The 16,123-nt window shown below is 55.4% G+C and carries 15 protein-coding genes; 4 read left to right on the forward strand and 11 right to left on the reverse strand.

Features of this window, described 5'->3' with window-relative positions; translation table 11 throughout:
• Positions 1-53: 53 nt before the first annotated feature.
• Positions 54-2,012, reverse strand: coding sequence for a TonB-dependent receptor plug domain-containing protein (locus QVZ43_RS10270; RefSeq protein WP_302909859.1), 1,959 nt, complete (start codon positions 2,010-2,012; stop codon positions 54-56).
• 283 nt (positions 2,013-2,295) lie between these two features.
• Here QVZ43_RS10270 and QVZ43_RS10275 point away from each other — a divergent pair, with 283 nt between their 5' ends.
• Positions 2,296-2,964 (forward strand): J domain-containing protein, encoded by a 669-nt coding sequence (locus tag QVZ43_RS10275; protein WP_302909860.1) that lies wholly within the window; start codon positions 2,296-2,298, stop codon positions 2,962-2,964.
• Here the strand turns inward: QVZ43_RS10275 and QVZ43_RS10280 are convergent.
• The 5 genes from QVZ43_RS10280 to QVZ43_RS10300 all read right to left on the reverse strand — a co-directional run bounded on the left by QVZ43_RS10280 (position 2,961) and on the right by QVZ43_RS10300 (position 7,686).
• Positions 2,961-3,947 carry a bile acid:sodium symporter family protein gene (locus tag QVZ43_RS10280; RefSeq protein WP_302909861.1) on the reverse strand — a complete coding sequence of 329 codons (987 nt, stop codon included), beginning with the start codon at positions 3,945-3,947 and terminating at the stop codon, positions 2,961-2,963. The genes QVZ43_RS10275 and QVZ43_RS10280 overlap by 4 nt on opposite strands.
• Positions 3,944-4,627, reverse strand: a complete 684-nt coding sequence (locus QVZ43_RS10285) for a FadR/GntR family transcriptional regulator (RefSeq protein WP_302909862.1) — start codon at positions 4,625-4,627, stop codon at positions 3,944-3,946. Before QVZ43_RS10285 ends, QVZ43_RS10280 begins: the two co-directional genes overlap by 4 nt.
• 100 nt (positions 4,628-4,727) lie before the next feature.
• Positions 4,728-6,215 carry a flavin-containing monooxygenase gene (locus tag QVZ43_RS10290; protein ID WP_302909863.1) on the reverse strand — a complete coding sequence of 496 codons (1,488 nt, stop codon included), beginning with the start codon at positions 6,213-6,215 and terminating at the stop codon, positions 4,728-4,730.
• Between the two features lie 141 nt (positions 6,216-6,356).
• Entirely contained in the window at positions 6,357-6,629 is a 273-nt protein-coding gene (locus tag QVZ43_RS10295; RefSeq protein ID WP_302909864.1) for a YebG family protein, read from the reverse strand.
• An 88-nt stretch (positions 6,630-6,717) separates the two neighbouring features.
• A complete protein-coding gene (locus QVZ43_RS10300; RefSeq protein WP_302910647.1) occupies positions 6,718-7,686 on the reverse strand; it encodes a beta-ketoacyl-ACP synthase III in 969 nt (322 codons plus the stop codon).
• A 164-nt stretch (positions 7,687-7,850) separates the two neighbouring features.
• Here QVZ43_RS10300 and QVZ43_RS10305 point away from each other — a divergent pair, with 164 nt between their 5' ends.
• A complete protein-coding gene (locus QVZ43_RS10305) occupies positions 7,851-8,102 on the forward strand; it encodes an HP1242/YdcH family protein (protein WP_302909865.1) in 252 nt (83 codons plus the stop codon).
• Between the two features lie 668 nt (positions 8,103-8,770).
• Here QVZ43_RS10305 and QVZ43_RS10310 read toward each other — a convergent pair.
• From QVZ43_RS10310 to QVZ43_RS10320, 3 genes are all read right to left on the reverse strand, one after another.
• A complete protein-coding gene (locus QVZ43_RS10310; RefSeq protein ID WP_302909866.1) occupies positions 8,771-9,253 on the reverse strand; it encodes a hypothetical protein in 483 nt (160 codons plus the stop codon).
• 549 nt (positions 9,254-9,802) lie between these two features.
• Entirely contained in the window at positions 9,803-10,747 is a 945-nt protein-coding gene (locus tag QVZ43_RS10315; RefSeq protein WP_302909867.1) for a peptidoglycan-binding domain-containing protein, read from the reverse strand.
• 363 nt (positions 10,748-11,110) lie between these two features.
• Positions 11,111-11,275, reverse strand: coding sequence for a winged helix-turn-helix transcriptional regulator (locus QVZ43_RS10320; RefSeq protein ID WP_420890910.1), 165 nt, complete (start codon positions 11,273-11,275; stop codon positions 11,111-11,113).
• Between the two features lie 38 nt (positions 11,276-11,313).
• Between QVZ43_RS10320 and QVZ43_RS10325 the strand changes: the two genes are divergently transcribed.
• Complete coding sequence (locus QVZ43_RS10325) at positions 11,314-11,820, forward strand: NAD(P)H-dependent oxidoreductase (RefSeq protein WP_302909869.1); 507 nt, start codon at positions 11,314-11,316, stop codon at positions 11,818-11,820.
• 154 nt (positions 11,821-11,974) lie between these two features.
• Here the strand turns inward: QVZ43_RS10325 and QVZ43_RS10330 are convergent, their stop codons facing one another.
• Complete coding sequence (locus QVZ43_RS10330; protein WP_302909870.1) at positions 11,975-13,393, reverse strand: mechanosensitive ion channel family protein; 1,419 nt, start codon at positions 13,391-13,393, stop codon at positions 11,975-11,977.
• Positions 13,394-13,521: 128 nt separating this feature from the next.
• Entirely contained in the window at positions 13,522-14,382 is an 861-nt protein-coding gene (locus tag QVZ43_RS10335; protein WP_302909871.1) for an enoyl-CoA hydratase-related protein, read from the reverse strand.
• 235 nt (positions 14,383-14,617) lie between these two features.
• Between QVZ43_RS10335 and QVZ43_RS10340 the strand changes: the two genes are divergently transcribed.
• Entirely contained in the window at positions 14,618-16,105 is a 1,488-nt protein-coding gene (locus tag QVZ43_RS10340) for an aldehyde dehydrogenase (RefSeq protein ID WP_302909872.1), read from the forward strand.
• Positions 16,106-16,123: the final 18 nt, after the last annotated feature.

Here is a 16,123-nt window from a genome sequence, read left to right on the forward strand (position 1 = left end):
TCTGAATCGTTTTTTACCGTCCTGGGTCACACAGTTTCCCTACATGATGATGCTCAGAATCTTACGCCGGCCTCGACGAAGTACTGGTTATGGTCGTCAATAATGTTGTCGGGGCTGATCCAGGGATCCCGCTCCAGGTAATGCTGGAGTGTTAGAGCCAGCACATAACTGTAGTCGTTCTGGTCAACTTGGCGGGCCAAACGCAAATCCGCCCGCTTGAAGCGCGTGTTTCGGACTTCTTCTGCGAAGTAGAAAGCGGCAGATGAGGTCAGTTGCAACGGGAGTTCCTGAATCCAGGCAACACTTCCCGAATGGCGGGCCGAAAGTCGGCCGAGGAGATCAACGGCTTTCCTGAAAAACCGCTCCGGATCGCCGGTGTAACGTCCTTCCTGATCCAGATAGCCATAGGTGGCTCGAACCATAGTACCGGAAAACTGCAGCGCCGTTTCCAGTTCAACACCTTCCTGTTCCAGCGCAACGTTATTATCGAGATTCCATTCATCAGCGCTTATGAAGCCGCTGATCATGTCCCGAAGATAATCGTTGAAGTAACGCACTTCAACGCTCATGAGAGCACGGTCGAGGTGAAACTGTCCGAAATAACTAACTTCGCGGGAGGTGATTTTTTCCTCTTCCAGGGATTCACCGAGCGTTGAAACGTCTGGGTCCACGAAATCCGCCACCGACAGGCGCAGCCCTTCCAGATCTTCATAGGGCGCACGGACATTGTGGAAACGATAAGACCACTCCTGGTCCTGTTCGAACGCATCGGGGGTGCGAACCGCGCGGGAGAAGACGAATCGCACCGCGTGGTTGTCATCGAGAATAAAGTTGGAGGCCACACGTGGCGAGAAATAACCTTCGTCGGTGGTCGTGGTTTTCTCCCAGTTACCACCGGCATTCAGCGTAAGCCAATCGAACGGAGAATACTCTGCGTTGGCAAAGACACGAGTCTGGTAATTGCTGCCTTTGCCGTTGAAGAAGGTTTCGGATTCGTAGCTGTCCTTACGGTATCCCAAACCCGATACCAGCTTCAGTGAGGAACCCAGAATCAGCGTGTCCTGTATCTCGAATTCCTGCCGCGACTCCCTGGAATTCTCGTTCAGCTCGGCTACGAAGACCTCATCCCCCAGCAGGGCCCGGAGTGGATCCGGGAACTCCTCGTCGGCACTGGAGATAATCCAGTCCTGCCGGCGCTTCTGGTTCTGGAAGCTGGCCTGGACGTAGTAAAAGTGGGCGTTTGAAGTGGCGCCGTTAAACCGGGCCTGCAGGTAGTATTTGTCCTGCTCAATATCGGGATTGGTGATCGCGCCGAAATTGCCGCTCTTCAGGCGATCCTCCTCGTTGGTGCCGTCCAGGACTCCGGTTCGAATCTCCACGGAGTGCAGGTCGCCCAGGTTGACGATTCCGTCCAGGTTCACGTTGTTGACGTCGAAACCGTCGTGAAAGGGCAGTCGCTCTCCACCGTCGACCTGTGCATCGAATCCGTCGGATTTGCGCTTTTCGTAGGACAGGCGCCAGCTACCGTCACGACCGGCATCGCCTACCGAGGTGAATGCCCGCAGATGGCCGCGGGTACCTGCCGAGGTGTAGAGTTCAACGCCAGCGGAATTCTCAGGGGATCGGGTGATAATGTTGATGCTGCCAAGAAACGCGTTGATCCCGTAAGCTGCGGAATTCGGCCCACGACTGACCTCAATTCGCTCTATGTTCTCCAGAGCAACCGGCATGGCAATCCAGTCGACATCGGCAAGACTGGCGCGATAAGCCGTTCGACCATCCACCTGAACCTGAAGCCGCCGTTGTTCGTACTGAGACGTACCATGATAGCTCGTAACCGGGTTGTTACTGCCGTATTCACCAACAACCATGCCTGGCACCAGCCTGAACACCTCCACCAGATTCATGATGCCGAGCTGCCGAATCATGTCGCCATTGATCACGGTTGTTGTGCCGGGAACCTTCAGCTTGGACTGGCGAAGGCGAGTGGTGGTCAGCACCTCCGAGGGCACTGCGAACTCGCCATCGGCAGTAATAAGGCCTGGATAGAGTGGCTCTGAATTTTCGTCAGCCCATGCCGGCGAAGAGGAAAGTCCACAGGCTAATGCGATGAAAAAGATGGAACCCTTTAAACGCGCGGAGCGTGTATTTATTTGGTCAGTCATGCGAATAGTTACAATCTGCCGAACGGAAGCTTGAAATTATTTTTAATGTCCTCGATATCTTAATGAAAGGCAAGGATTTTGTCTTTGGAAATATTGCAAGAAAGCGACAACGCACGGAGTAGCGGAATCCATGAATTGCTGGGAAATACTGGGCATCGAACCAACCGGTGACCACCAACGAATCCGCGAGGCCTACAATCAGCAAATGAAGTTTGCCTCGAAAGAGGAAGCTGAGCGGCTGGAACAGGCTTTTCGTGAAGCGACAGGCGAACAGGCGGCTCCGGACCCTTCTGTCAGCGACAATGCAGTGTCGAACCTCGAGCCCTCGGGTGATCCGGCACCGGTCGGCCTGGAGGAGTCATCCGAAAACCGGGCTTTGAGTGCGACAGAGGAACAGGTTGTCCGTGAAGTGATCATCCAGGTGAAAGCCCTGCTGAATGATCATCGAAGAGCGCAGGACCCCGGTGTGTGGAAGGCAATTCTCTGCGAGCCTCCGGCGGACCAGGCCGCCTTGCGAAGGGAAGTGGCCCAGCGACTTGAATCACAACTGCGCCCCCTGGCGGAGAATGGCAATTTCCCGATTCCGGTTACCCGATTTATCGGTGACTGGTTTGGCTGGTTCAGCCTGGCGGAAACCGCTGAGCAACAGAGCAGCCAGCAGGAAGATGAGACCGAACAGGAAGTGGAGCAGGCCGGACAGCCCCGGCACACGAGCAACTTCTGGCCGGCCGTGATCGGCTGGATTATCGTGCTGGTTGTCCTGACCAGTCTGTTTGGTGGTCTGGGCGGAGGTGGCTAACCGCGTTCCGCCGCATCAATTTTTGCGCGGTATTTTTGCGCGAGCATGGCACCGACAATAACCTGAATCTGGTTGTAGCACATGATTGGTAGCACGATCATGCCAAAGCCAGGGTGGCCGGAAAACAGCACCTTCGCCATCGGCAGTCCCGATGCCAGGCTTTTTTTGGAGCCACAGAACACCACCGCCGCCTCATCCTGAAGACTGAATCCGAAACGGCGCACGAGAAAGCGCGCCAGCACCATAAACAGCCCAAGCAAACCAAGGCACAACGCGACCGTCAGCACGATGGCTTTGACCGGCAGCGTCTCCCAAAGACCGCTTTCCACCGAATGGGAAAAGGCCGAGTATACAATCAGCCAGATCACGCACTGATCATAGCGAGCCATCAAACTCTCGTTTCTGGCCAGATAACCGCCAAGCCAGGGTCGGCAGGCGTGGCCAAGTGCAAAGGGCAGCAACAGTTGCAGCACAATGTCCTTGAGTGCCTCTGCGACCGAAAAATCACCAGTGCCAGATGTGCTTACCAGCAAGAGTAACAGGAAGGGGGTGAGCATCATGCCAAAGACATTGGAGGCTGCTGCGCTGCAGATTGCAGCGGGCACATTGCCTCGGGCCATGGCGGTATAGGCTATGGATGAGGAAACGGCTGATGGCAGTACGCCAAGATAAAGAAAGCCGATCCCCAGATCCTCCGGCATCCAGGAGGGGGCTATTTTGCTCAACTCATTGATAGGAAGAACCATTAGAGGGAAGAGCACGAAGGTGAGGGCAGTGATCACAATATGAAGACGCCAGTGCGTCGCACCCGCAACGATCTGCTCCCTCGATAATGCCGCGCCATGAAAAAAGAACAACAGTGCGACGGCCACGCTCCCGCTCACACTGACCCAATCTGCGGCCTGACCGGTTACTGGCAGGAAAGAGGCTAGCACTATCGCCCCGATCAGCAACAAGGTAAAACGATCCAGCCGCACCCTCATTGCCCGGAGGCTCCACTACGAAGCTTGATCAAGCTCGGCTTTAACAGCTTGTCGGCGAGTTTCTTTGCTTTTGCCGCATCGCCCCGGCGAATGGCGGCCAGGAGCAGCTCATGGTCTTCCTGGGAAGGTTCCGGCAAATCCGGATCCGTTTCCGTACGACGGATGGTTTGAGCAATGGCGCCGGAAAACACGCCGTAGAGCTCGCTAAGTGCTGCGTTGTGGGCCGACCTTACAAGGGCGACGTGAAAGGCTTCGTCATGACGAACTCGTTGATCGATATTCTCCCCGGCTCGCGCCCGAGCATCCAAAGCGTCGGCCATCGCCTGCAGATCCTGGGATGTTCGGCGTTCCGCCGCCAGTGCTGCCGCTCCGGACTCAAGCAGTGTTCGCACTTCCAGTTGATCGGCAAGGGCAGAGGCAGAGATTCGCTTGAGGGCATCGCCATCGTCACGGGTTGCGCGAACGTAAGTGCCATCACCCTGGCGAGTCTCAAGCATGCCGCCATGGGCGAGGACGCGCACCGCTTCACGAACCGTGTTCCGGCTAACACCCAGATTTTCTGCCAGGTCCGACTCCACTGGTAGCTTCTCGCCCAGGCTCCATTGGCCTGTCTCGATCGCCTGTCTAAGCCGGTCGATCGTTGCCTGAACAAGGGAGGCTTTTTTGATAGGTTTCAACATAGAATTATCCAGTGATCGGACGTCCAATCATCCTATGTTTTTGGTTAGAGCGCAAGATTAGCCAATTCGGCGTTCCGGTTGGGGGGCTGTCGCGATTCGATCAGTTTCGATTGGGAAACCGGTAAAAAGAATAATTGTCCGGGTCTACCCGACGGGTAGACCAGCGATACGTAAACGTAAAACCTGGCCAGTTGACGGTATTTTTGCCGCTGGCGTCGAGATACCAGGAATGACAGCCGGAGGACCAGACGCTGCCTTCCAGGCCACTTTGAACTTCCGATACGTACTGGTTCTGTCGGTCCCCCGCGACCTCCATTACCATCCCGGGATTTTTTGCCAGTAGTTTGACGGCGTCCAGCACATAGCTGAACTGGGATTCCAGCATGTAAATAATCGAGTTATGAGCCAGATTCGTGTTGGGGCCGTACAGCATGAAAAAATTTGGAAATCCGTTGACGGTAATTCCCTTGAATGCCGATGCACCGTTTGCCCAGGCTTCATCCAGACTCCTGTCGTTTTTGCCGATGATGGATATAGGCGACAGAAATTCCGATGCCCTGAAGCCAGTTCCGTAAATGATCACGTCAACCGGATAGTGGGCGCCGTCTTTGGTGACCACGCCATACTGATCCATGTGATCAATGTCCTCGGTAACGAGCGTCACATTGGGACGATTCAGGGCGGGATACCAGTCGTTCGAGATTAAGACTCGCTTACAGCCGATTTGATAATCCGGGATGACGTGTTTGAACTTTTCCGGATCGGTCACCTGCTTTCGAGCTTCCCGCTTCCCCTGCCAGGCGTAAATGTCCAGCAGCCGGTTAAGCCGGGTAAACGCCAGCGCGCGACTTTCATTTTTCCAATAGATCAACCAGCGGTACAGGCGGTCCCAGGGTGGCAGGACCTTGAACAAAGCCTGTTCCCAGCGGCGAAAGGGTCGATCCGGTTTGCGGAGCACCCAGGGAGCAGAACGCTGAAACAGCACCAGTGACTTCACTTTGCCAGCGATTTCAGGAACAAACTGGATGGCACTGGCACCGGTGCCAATCACCGCAACCCGCTTGTCCGCAAGATTACATTCATGATTCCAGCGGGCGGAATGAAACTGATCGCCGGAAAAATCGTCCATTCCGGGTATGTTGGGCAGGGCAGGAAGGTTGAGTTGTCCGGTGGCGCTGATCAGCACATCGGCAGACAGGGAGCCGCCATTTTTAAGCTGGATAATCCATTGGCTGCTCTGTCCATCAAATTTTGCCTCGGAAATTTCGCTATCAAATTTCAGGTGCCCTGCAAGGTCATACTTGCGGACGCAATGCCGCAGGTAATCGAGAATCTCGGCCTGCAAGCCGAATTTCCGGCTCCAGTCGTGTTTTGGCTCAAAGGAATAGGAGTACAGGTGGGATTGGATGTCGCATGCGGCACCGGGGTAGGTGTTGTCGCGCCAGGTCCCGCCAATATCGGAGGCCTTCTCCAGAATCTGAAAGTTATGGAAGCCGGCCTTTTTCAGGGTGATGGCCATTCCAAGGCCGCCGAATCCGGTACCAATGATCAGTATGGAGGGTGTATCGCCGCTGCTGGTTTCTGGCATAATCTCTGTTCCGAGTCGTTGTTTTTTGGAACTAACAGAACCGAGTATAAAACACGCCTGCCACACCTGGATTGGCTGCCATGGCAGGCGTTTCCTATAAAGAGAAGAGAATCGGGCAAAAGCCCTGCTATGAAAAGAGGATCACTCCGGGCTGGCGTTCAGGAGATCGGGCTTTTTCAGGGCCTTCTGGAAAAGATCCCGCTCTTCGGCAATCGCCATAGCACAGGCCTCAGCGTGTTCTTCACTCAAGCCTTCCACTTTTTTGGTCAGAAAGACCTGTATTTCCTCTGCCAGTTCAAGAATGCGATCCCGGGCATCCGCCTCGGCTTTGGACGCAAAAAGCATGGTGTCAGGATGTTTTAGTGCCATATCCAGGCCGTCCCTATCGGAAAAATAGACTGCTTGTACCGCCATGGTGATTCCCCGCAGTGAGCTAATTTATCTGTATAAAAATACAGTATACGGAACAAGCAGTAACCCTGACAACCGGGTTGCTAGCTAATTAATAACGGATGAGGGCAGAGCCCCAGGTGAATCCTCCGCCAAATGCCTCAAGGAGTAATACCTGCCCGCGCTGGATACGACCATCGCGAACCGCCACATCCAGAGCAAGCGGGATCGACGCTGCAGACGTGTTGCCGTGTTTGTTAACGGTAACGACAACCTGATCCATGGACATGTTCAGTTTCTTCGCGGTCGCTGAAATGATTCTCAGGTTTGCCTGATGGGGAACCAGCCAGTCGATGTCCGATTTCGCCATCTGGCTGGCCTCAAGGGTTTCATCCACGATTTTACCCAAGGTGTTCACGGCCACTTTGAATACCTCGTTACCCTTCATTTCCACGAAGGCGCGGCCGGCTTTCACCTGTTCGTATTCATGGGAGATACCGCAGGGCACCTGGAGAAGATCCGAGTAACGTCCGTCCGCGTGTAGGTGAGTGGAAAGCACCCCGCATTCATCGCTGGCTTCAAGGACGACGGCACCGGCGCCATCCCCAAATAACACGCAGGTGGTACGGTCATCCCAGTTCAGAATGCGTGAAAATACCTCGGCGCCGATCACCAGGGCCTTTTTGCTGCTTCCTGACCGGATGAACTTCTCTGCTGTCGCCAGAGCGTAGATAAACCCGCTGCAAACAGCCTGGACGTCGAAGGCAGGGCAACCATGAGCGCCGAGCCTGGCCTGAAGAAGACAGGCACAGCTCGGAAAGATTTTGTCCGGTGTAGTGGTTGCTACGATGATCAAATCCAGTTCGTTGGGGCTGATGCCGGCGGCCTCAAGGGCATTCCTGGCTGCCGGTTCGGCGAGATCGACTGTACTTTGCCCATCTGCGGCGATGTGACGCTGCTCAATGCCTGTGCGCTCTCGGATCCACTGATCGGTAGTATCCACCTGCCGTTCGAGGTCTTTGTTAGTGACTATCTTTTCCGGCAGGTAGGAGCCAGTACCGGTAATTCGTGCAAACGTCATTGGTGCGCTACTCATAGTCTGACTGTGTCTTGAGCAGTCATGCTATACCGGTGCCGGCCCGGGTGTTATTAGCGGTTTGTCAAAGAACCCCTTAGTTTGCGAGGCTCGTCTATTATGAATAGTCCGGCAGTTCGTCACTCAGAAAATCGCAGGAGGACAAATCAATGGGCATATCCAGCCATGAACTTCAGAAAGAATTTCCTCAGTTCAGTGACCTGATCAAAGAACTTAAAACCACCGACACTAAGTTTGGCGAAAGCCTGAAACGTTATACAGAACTTGATCAGGAAATTGAGGGGCTCGAACGGCGGGATTCGCCAATAGGTGACGACAAGCTTCATCGTCTGAAGCAACAAAGGGTGGAACTAAAAGATCAACTCTACCAAACGCTGGTGCAGAACGGGGGTTCCATATAAGGGTATTTTTCTACGTGGTTTCAGGTATTTAGTCGTTCGCTTTGCGTCAATACAATAGCCGCATATTGATTAAGGGAGCTCAGACATCCGGTTTGAGCTTTCCGGTCCGGCAGAAACTGGAGGTAAAACGTGAAGCGGGCGGCGACACTCTATAAAGGATGGCGAATGAAGCGCAATTTTGTCCATATGGTCATGACCATGGATCGGCACATGCTGAATGACGTTGGGTTTTCTCCCGATGTGATTCACCAGAGACTCTCAACTCCGTTCTGGAAGTTCTGAGTTTCAAGCTAAGCCCGGGGTTATCTTTCGGTGGCTCTCTCAAGCCCCGGGCTGAAAGTTCTACCCTGCACCCCCGGTCACCTTTCTCGTGCCCCCCGTCTTTCCCTGACGTACACCAGGCTTTCAGCACTTCTTTAAGCACTTTCCGTAACCACACTCCTGTTCACTGTGCGCGCCCACGAAAGCGTGAGCCCGGGAGTATTTCAAACGTCTGTAAATTGAGTTTCCCGGCCAGCATGACTGTATCTTTGCCGAATCCGAGGGGCGGGCACCATGATCAAGCAACAATTGCTATTGCCTGGCGAGACGGTTAAATCTTTCCTTGAAGATGCGTGCCAACTCCAGCTTAACCCGTTCCAGGAGCCGGCAATCCCAAGCCAGGTGGGTTATTTCGGGAACAGAAACACCAGGTTAACCCGCGCACCCCAGCCTTCGGGGCCGTTATCCGGGCTTTCGACGTAATAACGGGGGCCTGCACCGATTTGCATGATCTGATTCCCCGCCTTGAACACCTGGGAAACGAAAACCCCAACGGGAACAGTCCAGTCTTTAGTGTCCCAGTTGTAGGTGGAGTCAGCAGTAAACGTCAGCGTTGTCGCTGTCGGCGTGTTGTAGGAAAAGAAGGGTTGGATGAACGACTGGTTGATATCGGGCCGATCGCTATCACCAGCCACAGACCAGATATGGTTTACCAAGCCACCGTTGGTCCAGGCCCCTGACTGTTTCAGGGCGACAGCTGTGGGCCCAAGCCCCCATTGATCAGTTCCCAGAAGGTCATCGGAAGCCGTCGGCAACAGAAAAACCGGACCCGCACCCCAGATCCAGCCGTTTGATGTTGGTTGGACAGGAGAGAAAAACAGGCTTTGCACCGTATCTCCAATTCCTGACTGACTTCCCGCTCCGGGGAAAATATCGCTCTGATCAACGACCGGTAATATTGTTCTGCTTATCAAATTCCAATCTTCGTTGAGGGAAAACGGGATGACCGGTTGCACGTTGAGCGTGAACCTGTCCCCGCGGTCGCCCGGCCCGATATTCCCGTCAAAATTAGCCTGAAAAGGCACAGAAACCAGGCTGGCGATCGGATTCGACAACTGCTTGGCCAGAGAGGAGGCATCGCCCTGAGCCCACGATGGGCTACTGAGGAGCGCTAGCGTCACAAAACCGAGCGGAAGTTTACAGCCGGCTTTCATGTCTAACCTGTTCATGTGTTGCGGCCCTCAGGGGAGCGGGGAAGCTAAACGCGATCAATCATCAAAGATAGAAGGCGTCAGTCACAGCCGCAAGAAAGAAGGCGCAACCATCAAACAAGATGACGAAGATCCAGGCTCAGAATGGTAGGGCAAACAAGTACAAAAAAGCTTTGTCAGAGTTACCCGACAAAGCTAAAGACGCAAAGCAAAGGTAATAGCTGGCTGTTACACGATCCAGCCGAACAGGAAGTCAAACAAATTGGAAAAGAACCCGGAAATTCCGGGGTTGTCCGTCGAACTTTCACCCTGTTCGTCAGCCAGTTGCGCATCACCGTCCTCACTAGCTCGCTGAGCCTGCGGCGATTCGTTTGTTGCCGGTGCCACCGGGTTGCCGGTTATTGCACCCAGCTTCTCCAGGGAGGACTGGGTTCCGTCGGCCTTCAGTTCATACCGGCTCCGGGACGCAACGCTGACGCTTTTTTGCGATGCAGGAGTTGGCTCAGCGGCCTCAACAGTCGAAACCTGTTTTACATCCTGCTCAGGCTGACTGGGCTTTGACATCTCTGGTTTGGCTACGATCGGTTTCGGTTCAGGGGGCGGGGTAACGGTCGGCTTTTGCTGTGCCTTCGCGACTTTCTGAGGTTTTGGTGCATCTGGTTTCCGTGATGTCAAAGCAGGGGCGGCTTTTACCTCTGGGGTCGCGACGGTCTCAGCCACCGGCGCGGGCCTGGGCTTTGCCACCAGGTCTTTTTTCTTCGGCTCAACTTCGGGTTGCTTGGCGGGTTTTACGGAAGGGGAAGTGGTCGCCGGACTTTTTTTACTAGCTTTGGAGAAACCCAATTCCGCCTGGGCAAGAGCGGGTGATGCGACGTCGTTACCGGAAATGGACGTGCTCGGAGGTACAGAAACGCCAAGAGCCTTGAGCGTTTGGGCATCAAGCACACCGGTTGACGTCAGTCTCTGACTTTGACCCTGAAAGCGGCTGATTGCTGCGCGCAGGGTATTGTCCATCCAGCCATCCGCTTTTCCGATATCGTAACCGGAGCCGTACAGCGCATTCTCAGCCGCGAATATGATCCGGGCATCGCCGCCGTTGGCAAGCGCACTGGCGGAAATTGCCAAAGAAAAAACAACACTGTTTCTGAACATGCCGGAATACAGGCAGCCCATGAGATCCCCTCCCTGGTTATTGTTGTCGAGTCCTATCAACCATGATTAGGAATCCAACATATCAGCATTCCTAACAAAACCCCTTGATCGAGTTAACACAATGGGGCTCGGTTCCAGATTTCAGGCCAGTTATCAGAAAGCTAGTACAGTCCGTTGTTTTAACTCATATTTAGGTCCATTCTCAGGAATTCAGGTGGGCACTGCTGACGATAAAATGGAGGGACCCTGAACGATGGAACCGAGCGCCCCTGCCAGATACTGGAGGAAACCGGAGAACAGACGCCAGTCCCGGGTTCGGGACGGCTGATAGTGGCCACGACAGGCCCAGCCAGAGAGGGAGAACGGCAGGGTCACCCGCGGCACTTACAATTCGTTGGATTCCGACCAGACCCTGAGATCGTCCAGCACCTTGAGGGCACTCCTGCCGAAATCGGTGAGCTGATAACTCACAGTCACCGGGCGGTCACTGATGACCTTTCGGAGCACCATGCCCCGGGATTCAAGCTCCTTCAGCCGTTGGTCAATCATCTTTTTGCTGGCACCGCCAAGCCGCAACCCTGACCCAGATGGCGGACGAGATCCTCACAGCCAGGGGCCACAGCACCCGAATCGTTGAAATTGACGCTGGCTGGAGTGTCGATGCCGAATTGGAGAACCACCAGTGGGCCGACATCATTCTGCTGCAGACCCCGGTTAACTGGATGGGCGTCCCCTGGACCTTCAAAAAGTACATGGATGAGGTGTACACCGCCGGCATGGGCGGTGCCTTGTGCAATGGCGACGGTCGACGCGAAGATGCACCCAAGGAAAATTACGGCGCCGGGGGCACGCTTACGGGCGAAAAGTACATGATCTCTCTGACCTTCAACGCTCCCGAGGAAGCGTTTAACGACGCCAACGAATATCTTTTCCAGGGCAAGAGCGTGGATGATCTATTCTTCCCAATGCACATGAACTTCCGGTTCTTTGGCATGGACGCAATGCCAACCTTCGCCTGCTACGACGTCATGAAGAACGCCGAGCCAGAGCTTGATTTCGAGCGGTTTCAGGCTCATCTCAACGAGCATTTCTGAACCAGACACCTAGCTGCGGCGCAGGGAGCGCGCCCGGTTTCCTCCGGCATCAAGAGGACAAACTTATGAGTGAACAGCACAAAGTCCATTGCGATTGCGGAGCCGTTGAAGTGGCCATGACCGGCGAACCCAGGGGAAAGGCTGAGGCGCACTTTCAGTCTTTCATGTGAACATCGCGCTGGGGATAGGGGATGGATATCCCGGCGTCGTCAAAGGCTTCCTTCATCTGGTGCGTGAGGTCCCAGTAGACGTCCCAGTAGTCGGCGGACTTCACCCAGGGCCGGCAAATGACGTTCACCGAACTGTCAGCAAGTTGATGAACGCGCAGGGTAGGCTGCGGCTTGCCAAGAATGGCCGGGTGATTTTTAACGACACGCTCCATGACCTCCAGGGCCGCGGGGATCGAGTCTTTATAGGAAATACCGAACACCAGATCCACCCGGCGAACCTTGCTGGCCGTGACGTTGGTGATCACATTACCCCAGACATTTTTGTTGGGAATGACGATGATCTGGTTGTCGGGTGTTGCGATGGTCGTTGCCACGATGCTGACGGACTTCACCGTGCCCCCAACGCCACCAACCTCTACGTAGTCGCCCTCGTCGAACGGCTGATTGATCATGATCATCAGGCCACTGGCCAGGTTCCCCAAGGTATCCTGCAGCGCAAAGGCAAGAATGAATGAGGCGCCACCAATCATGGCGAAGATAGGCGCGATGTTGACGCCAAGACCCGCCAGAACCAGCAACAGGCCAAGCGTGAGCACCAGCCAGAACACTACGCCCACAAGGAAGGTTTCGAGCAGCTTCGAAATAGTCGGCACCCGCCCAATCCACTTGCGCGCCGCTGCACTGAACGTACGTGCAACCGCCAGCAGCCCCATCGCTGCCAGAATAACAATACCGATGTCTTTCAGAACCGCGATACCGCCGTCCGTGCGGGTGGCCCAGTCCAGAATGGCGAGAAAAATGGCTTTGGGGCTTGCCAGACTGGTTTCATCCAGAATGATCGCATCCCGATAGGTCCTAAGATCGGCCACCAATTCCGGATCGCCGCCTTTGCGCTCGTACGCATCCACGACCATGGCGTATCGCTCCAGCACAGGCATCCTGGCTTCCGTCATCCGGGCTATCTCCTGATTAACCTCCTTTCTTTGCTCATCCGGCGCCTCAAAAACGCTGACCTTTTTCTCCGCAATGGCTCGAGTTTCCGCCTGAACAATATCTCTCCAGGCAAGGGCCAGAGGTTTGAGCTCGTCTTTGGTCATGGGGACAAGGCGATGGGAGAGAACCTCGACGGCTATCTGAGGACTGGCGAGATCTTCATTCGGAGCCTGGCTTTTGGCACCTTCCTCTTGAGCAAGCACAGGCGCTGCCAGGGTGATCATGCACACGAGGGATAACAGTAAGGCTTGAACGATGCAGAGAGACAGGAAATGGTTCCGCGTCTCCTTGAGACGTTGACCGATGCAGCGCTTCGCAACGCTGCGGGACGGATTCGCGGTATTTCTGAAGGCGGTGCTGTTCGGGATGAAAAGGGCGTCGGTCTGAACACTGCTGCCAAGCGGTGGCATCGAATTCTCCTTTTGGACAACTTCGAAGTCTGACGCCCATAAAGTCTAGTCGATAGTTTATCGGCCGGCCTGAAGCAAGCGCGGTGTATGACCGCCTAAGGAGACGCAACAGGCCCATTAACGTGCCTTTAGTGATCATCATCGCGAATGATTCCGGGCGTAAGGCCCTGACCCGGAACTCTGTCCGGATGATCCCGTTCGTTGAATTTCCTCAGCCCCTCGAACATTCTTGCCCTGGCCTCGGCGGAGACAGTCACCCGGTTAAAGCATTCGGCTTCGATGCGAAGGCCTTCCGACAGTGGTTGCCCAAATCCGCGCACGGCGGCTTCCTTATCATTGCGCATTGCATCCTGGGGCAGGGTGGACATGAACTCCGCCAGCTCCAGGGCGCGTTGCAGGCTCTGTCCCTTGCCAACCACTTCATTCACCAGACCAATCCGGTAGGCCTCGTCGGCATCGATGACTTTGCCGGTCAGGATCAGTTCCATCGCGCGGCCCATACCAACGATACGAGGCAATCTTTGCGTTCCGCCATCGGCCAGGCCAATGTTCCAGCGCCGGCAAGTCACACCGAAAGACGCATGTTCTTCGGCAATCCTCATGTCGGCAAAGCAGGCCCACTCAAGACCGCCCGCGTACGCGACACCGTTAACGGCAGCAATGACCGGCTTGTAGATGTCTGTCCAGCGGGTTGGACCGATGCATCCGGGTGCTTCGCCACGGTTGTGTCTGGCGATGTCTTCCGGCATTACCGGGATGGGAGGGCGACCCGCAAAGGCAGCCTTCAGATCTCCTCCCGCACAGAAGGCCGACTCGCCTGCTCCGGTGAGCACGGCCACCCTGGCTTCGTCATCCACCCGGAACTGATCGAACGCATGACAGAGTTCTTCGGCGGTCTCAATGTCGATGCAATTCCTCACCTCTGGCCGGTTGAAAGTGATCACCCGAACCGGACCGTGCACTTCATACAAAATGTTGGAATAGTTCATAGCGCTGTTCCTTTCTTGTTCTAGTTACCATTAAACGCTTAACCCTGATCCACATCCAGGTGTTCCACGCTGGATACGAGCGAAGAGTGAGCCAAATCTGAGGCAATTACTTGAGGGCGCAGCCCCAAGATTGCACCCGTTTTGCTACCGCTGCCTACCCCTTTGGGGATATGGCGCTGACCTGGGCCGGGGGATAGCCTCTAGCCATCCATGTATTCACCAGGTAGCGCGCGACATGAAGACAAAAGCGGAATGGCAATCTCTGAGCGACAGCCTCACTTTCAGGAACCAGGCCTATGTTGGCGGGCGTTTTCAGCCGGCGGTTTCCGGTGAGACGTTTTCGTCCATCAATCCGGCCAACGAACAGGTCCTCACCGAAGTGGCGAGTTGCGATCAGGATGATGTGGATCTGGCAGTATCGGTCGCCAGGCAAACGTTTAATTCCGGTGCCTGGTCCGGCAAATCCCCCGCCGAGCGTAAGGCGGTATTGCTCCGGCTGGCGGACCTGATGGACCGCCACCGGGATGAGCTGGCGCTCACCGATACCCTCGACATGGGCAAGTCGATCCACGAGACCGTGAATATCGACCTGCCGGATTCCATCGACTGCTTCCGCTGGACCGCTGAGTCCATCGACAAGGTGTACGGTGAAATTGCTCCCACCGGCAACGAAACCCTCGGGCTGATCAGTCATGAACCGGTGGGTGTGGTTGCCGCCATCACTCCCTGGAATTACCCGCTGATGATGGCGAGCTGGAAGCTGGCGCCGGCGCTGGCGGCGGGCAACTCGGTCATTCTCAAGCCGTCTGAGAAAAGCCCTTTGAGTGTACTGCGACTGGCAGAACTGGCGACCGAAGCGGGCCTGCCTGATGGCGTGCTGAACGTGGTTCCAGGGTATGGGCATACCGCAGGTAAGGCGCTGGCCCTGCACAAGGACGTCAACGTACTGGCCTTCACCGGTTCCAGCCGGGTGGGGGGCATGCTGATGGAATACGCGGGGCAGTCCAACCTAAAGAAGGTCTGGCTGGAAGCGGGCGGGAAATCGCCGATGGTGGTTTTCGACGATTACAGCGACATCAGAAAGGCCGCTCAGACCGCCGCCGCGGCTATTTTCTCCAATCAGGGTGAGGTCTGCATCGCGTGCTCGCGGCTGTACCTCCAGCGCTCGATCAAGGATCAATTCCTTGCCGAACTCAAAGAGGCTGCGAAGACCTACCAGGGCGGCGACCCCCTGGATCCGGATACGCGAATGGGAGCGCTGGTCGACAAAGCGCAACTGGATACGGTGTCCCGTTATATCCAGTCTGCGATCGATGACGGTGCAACCGTCCTGACCGGAGGTGTGCCGGATTACCTGGAAGGCCGGGGTTATTTTGTCGAGCCGACCATCATGGATGGCGCCAACAATGACATGCGGTTTGTGCAGGAAGAGATTTTCGGGCCCGTACTCGCGGTCTGCGAGTTCGGCGATGAAGACCAGGCGATTGAGCTGGCCAACGACAATCCCTACGGACTGGGCGCTTCAGTGTGGACCGACAACCTGTCACGGGCCCATCGGGTAAGCCGGAAGATCCAGAGCGGGATGGTCTGGGTGAACGGCTGGGGCGGGGGTGACTCCACCATGCCGTTCGGTGGTGTGAAAGCCTCCGGCAATGGCCGGGACAAGTCGCTGCATTCAATCGAGAAATACACCGATCTGAAAACCGTCTGGATCAGTCTCTAGGGTATTTACACGCAAACC

Origin of the sequence: Marinobacter suaedae (assembly GCF_030519635.1) — a bacterium.
Classification (GTDB): Bacteria; Pseudomonadota; Gammaproteobacteria; order Pseudomonadales; family Oleiphilaceae; genus Marinobacter; species Marinobacter suaedae.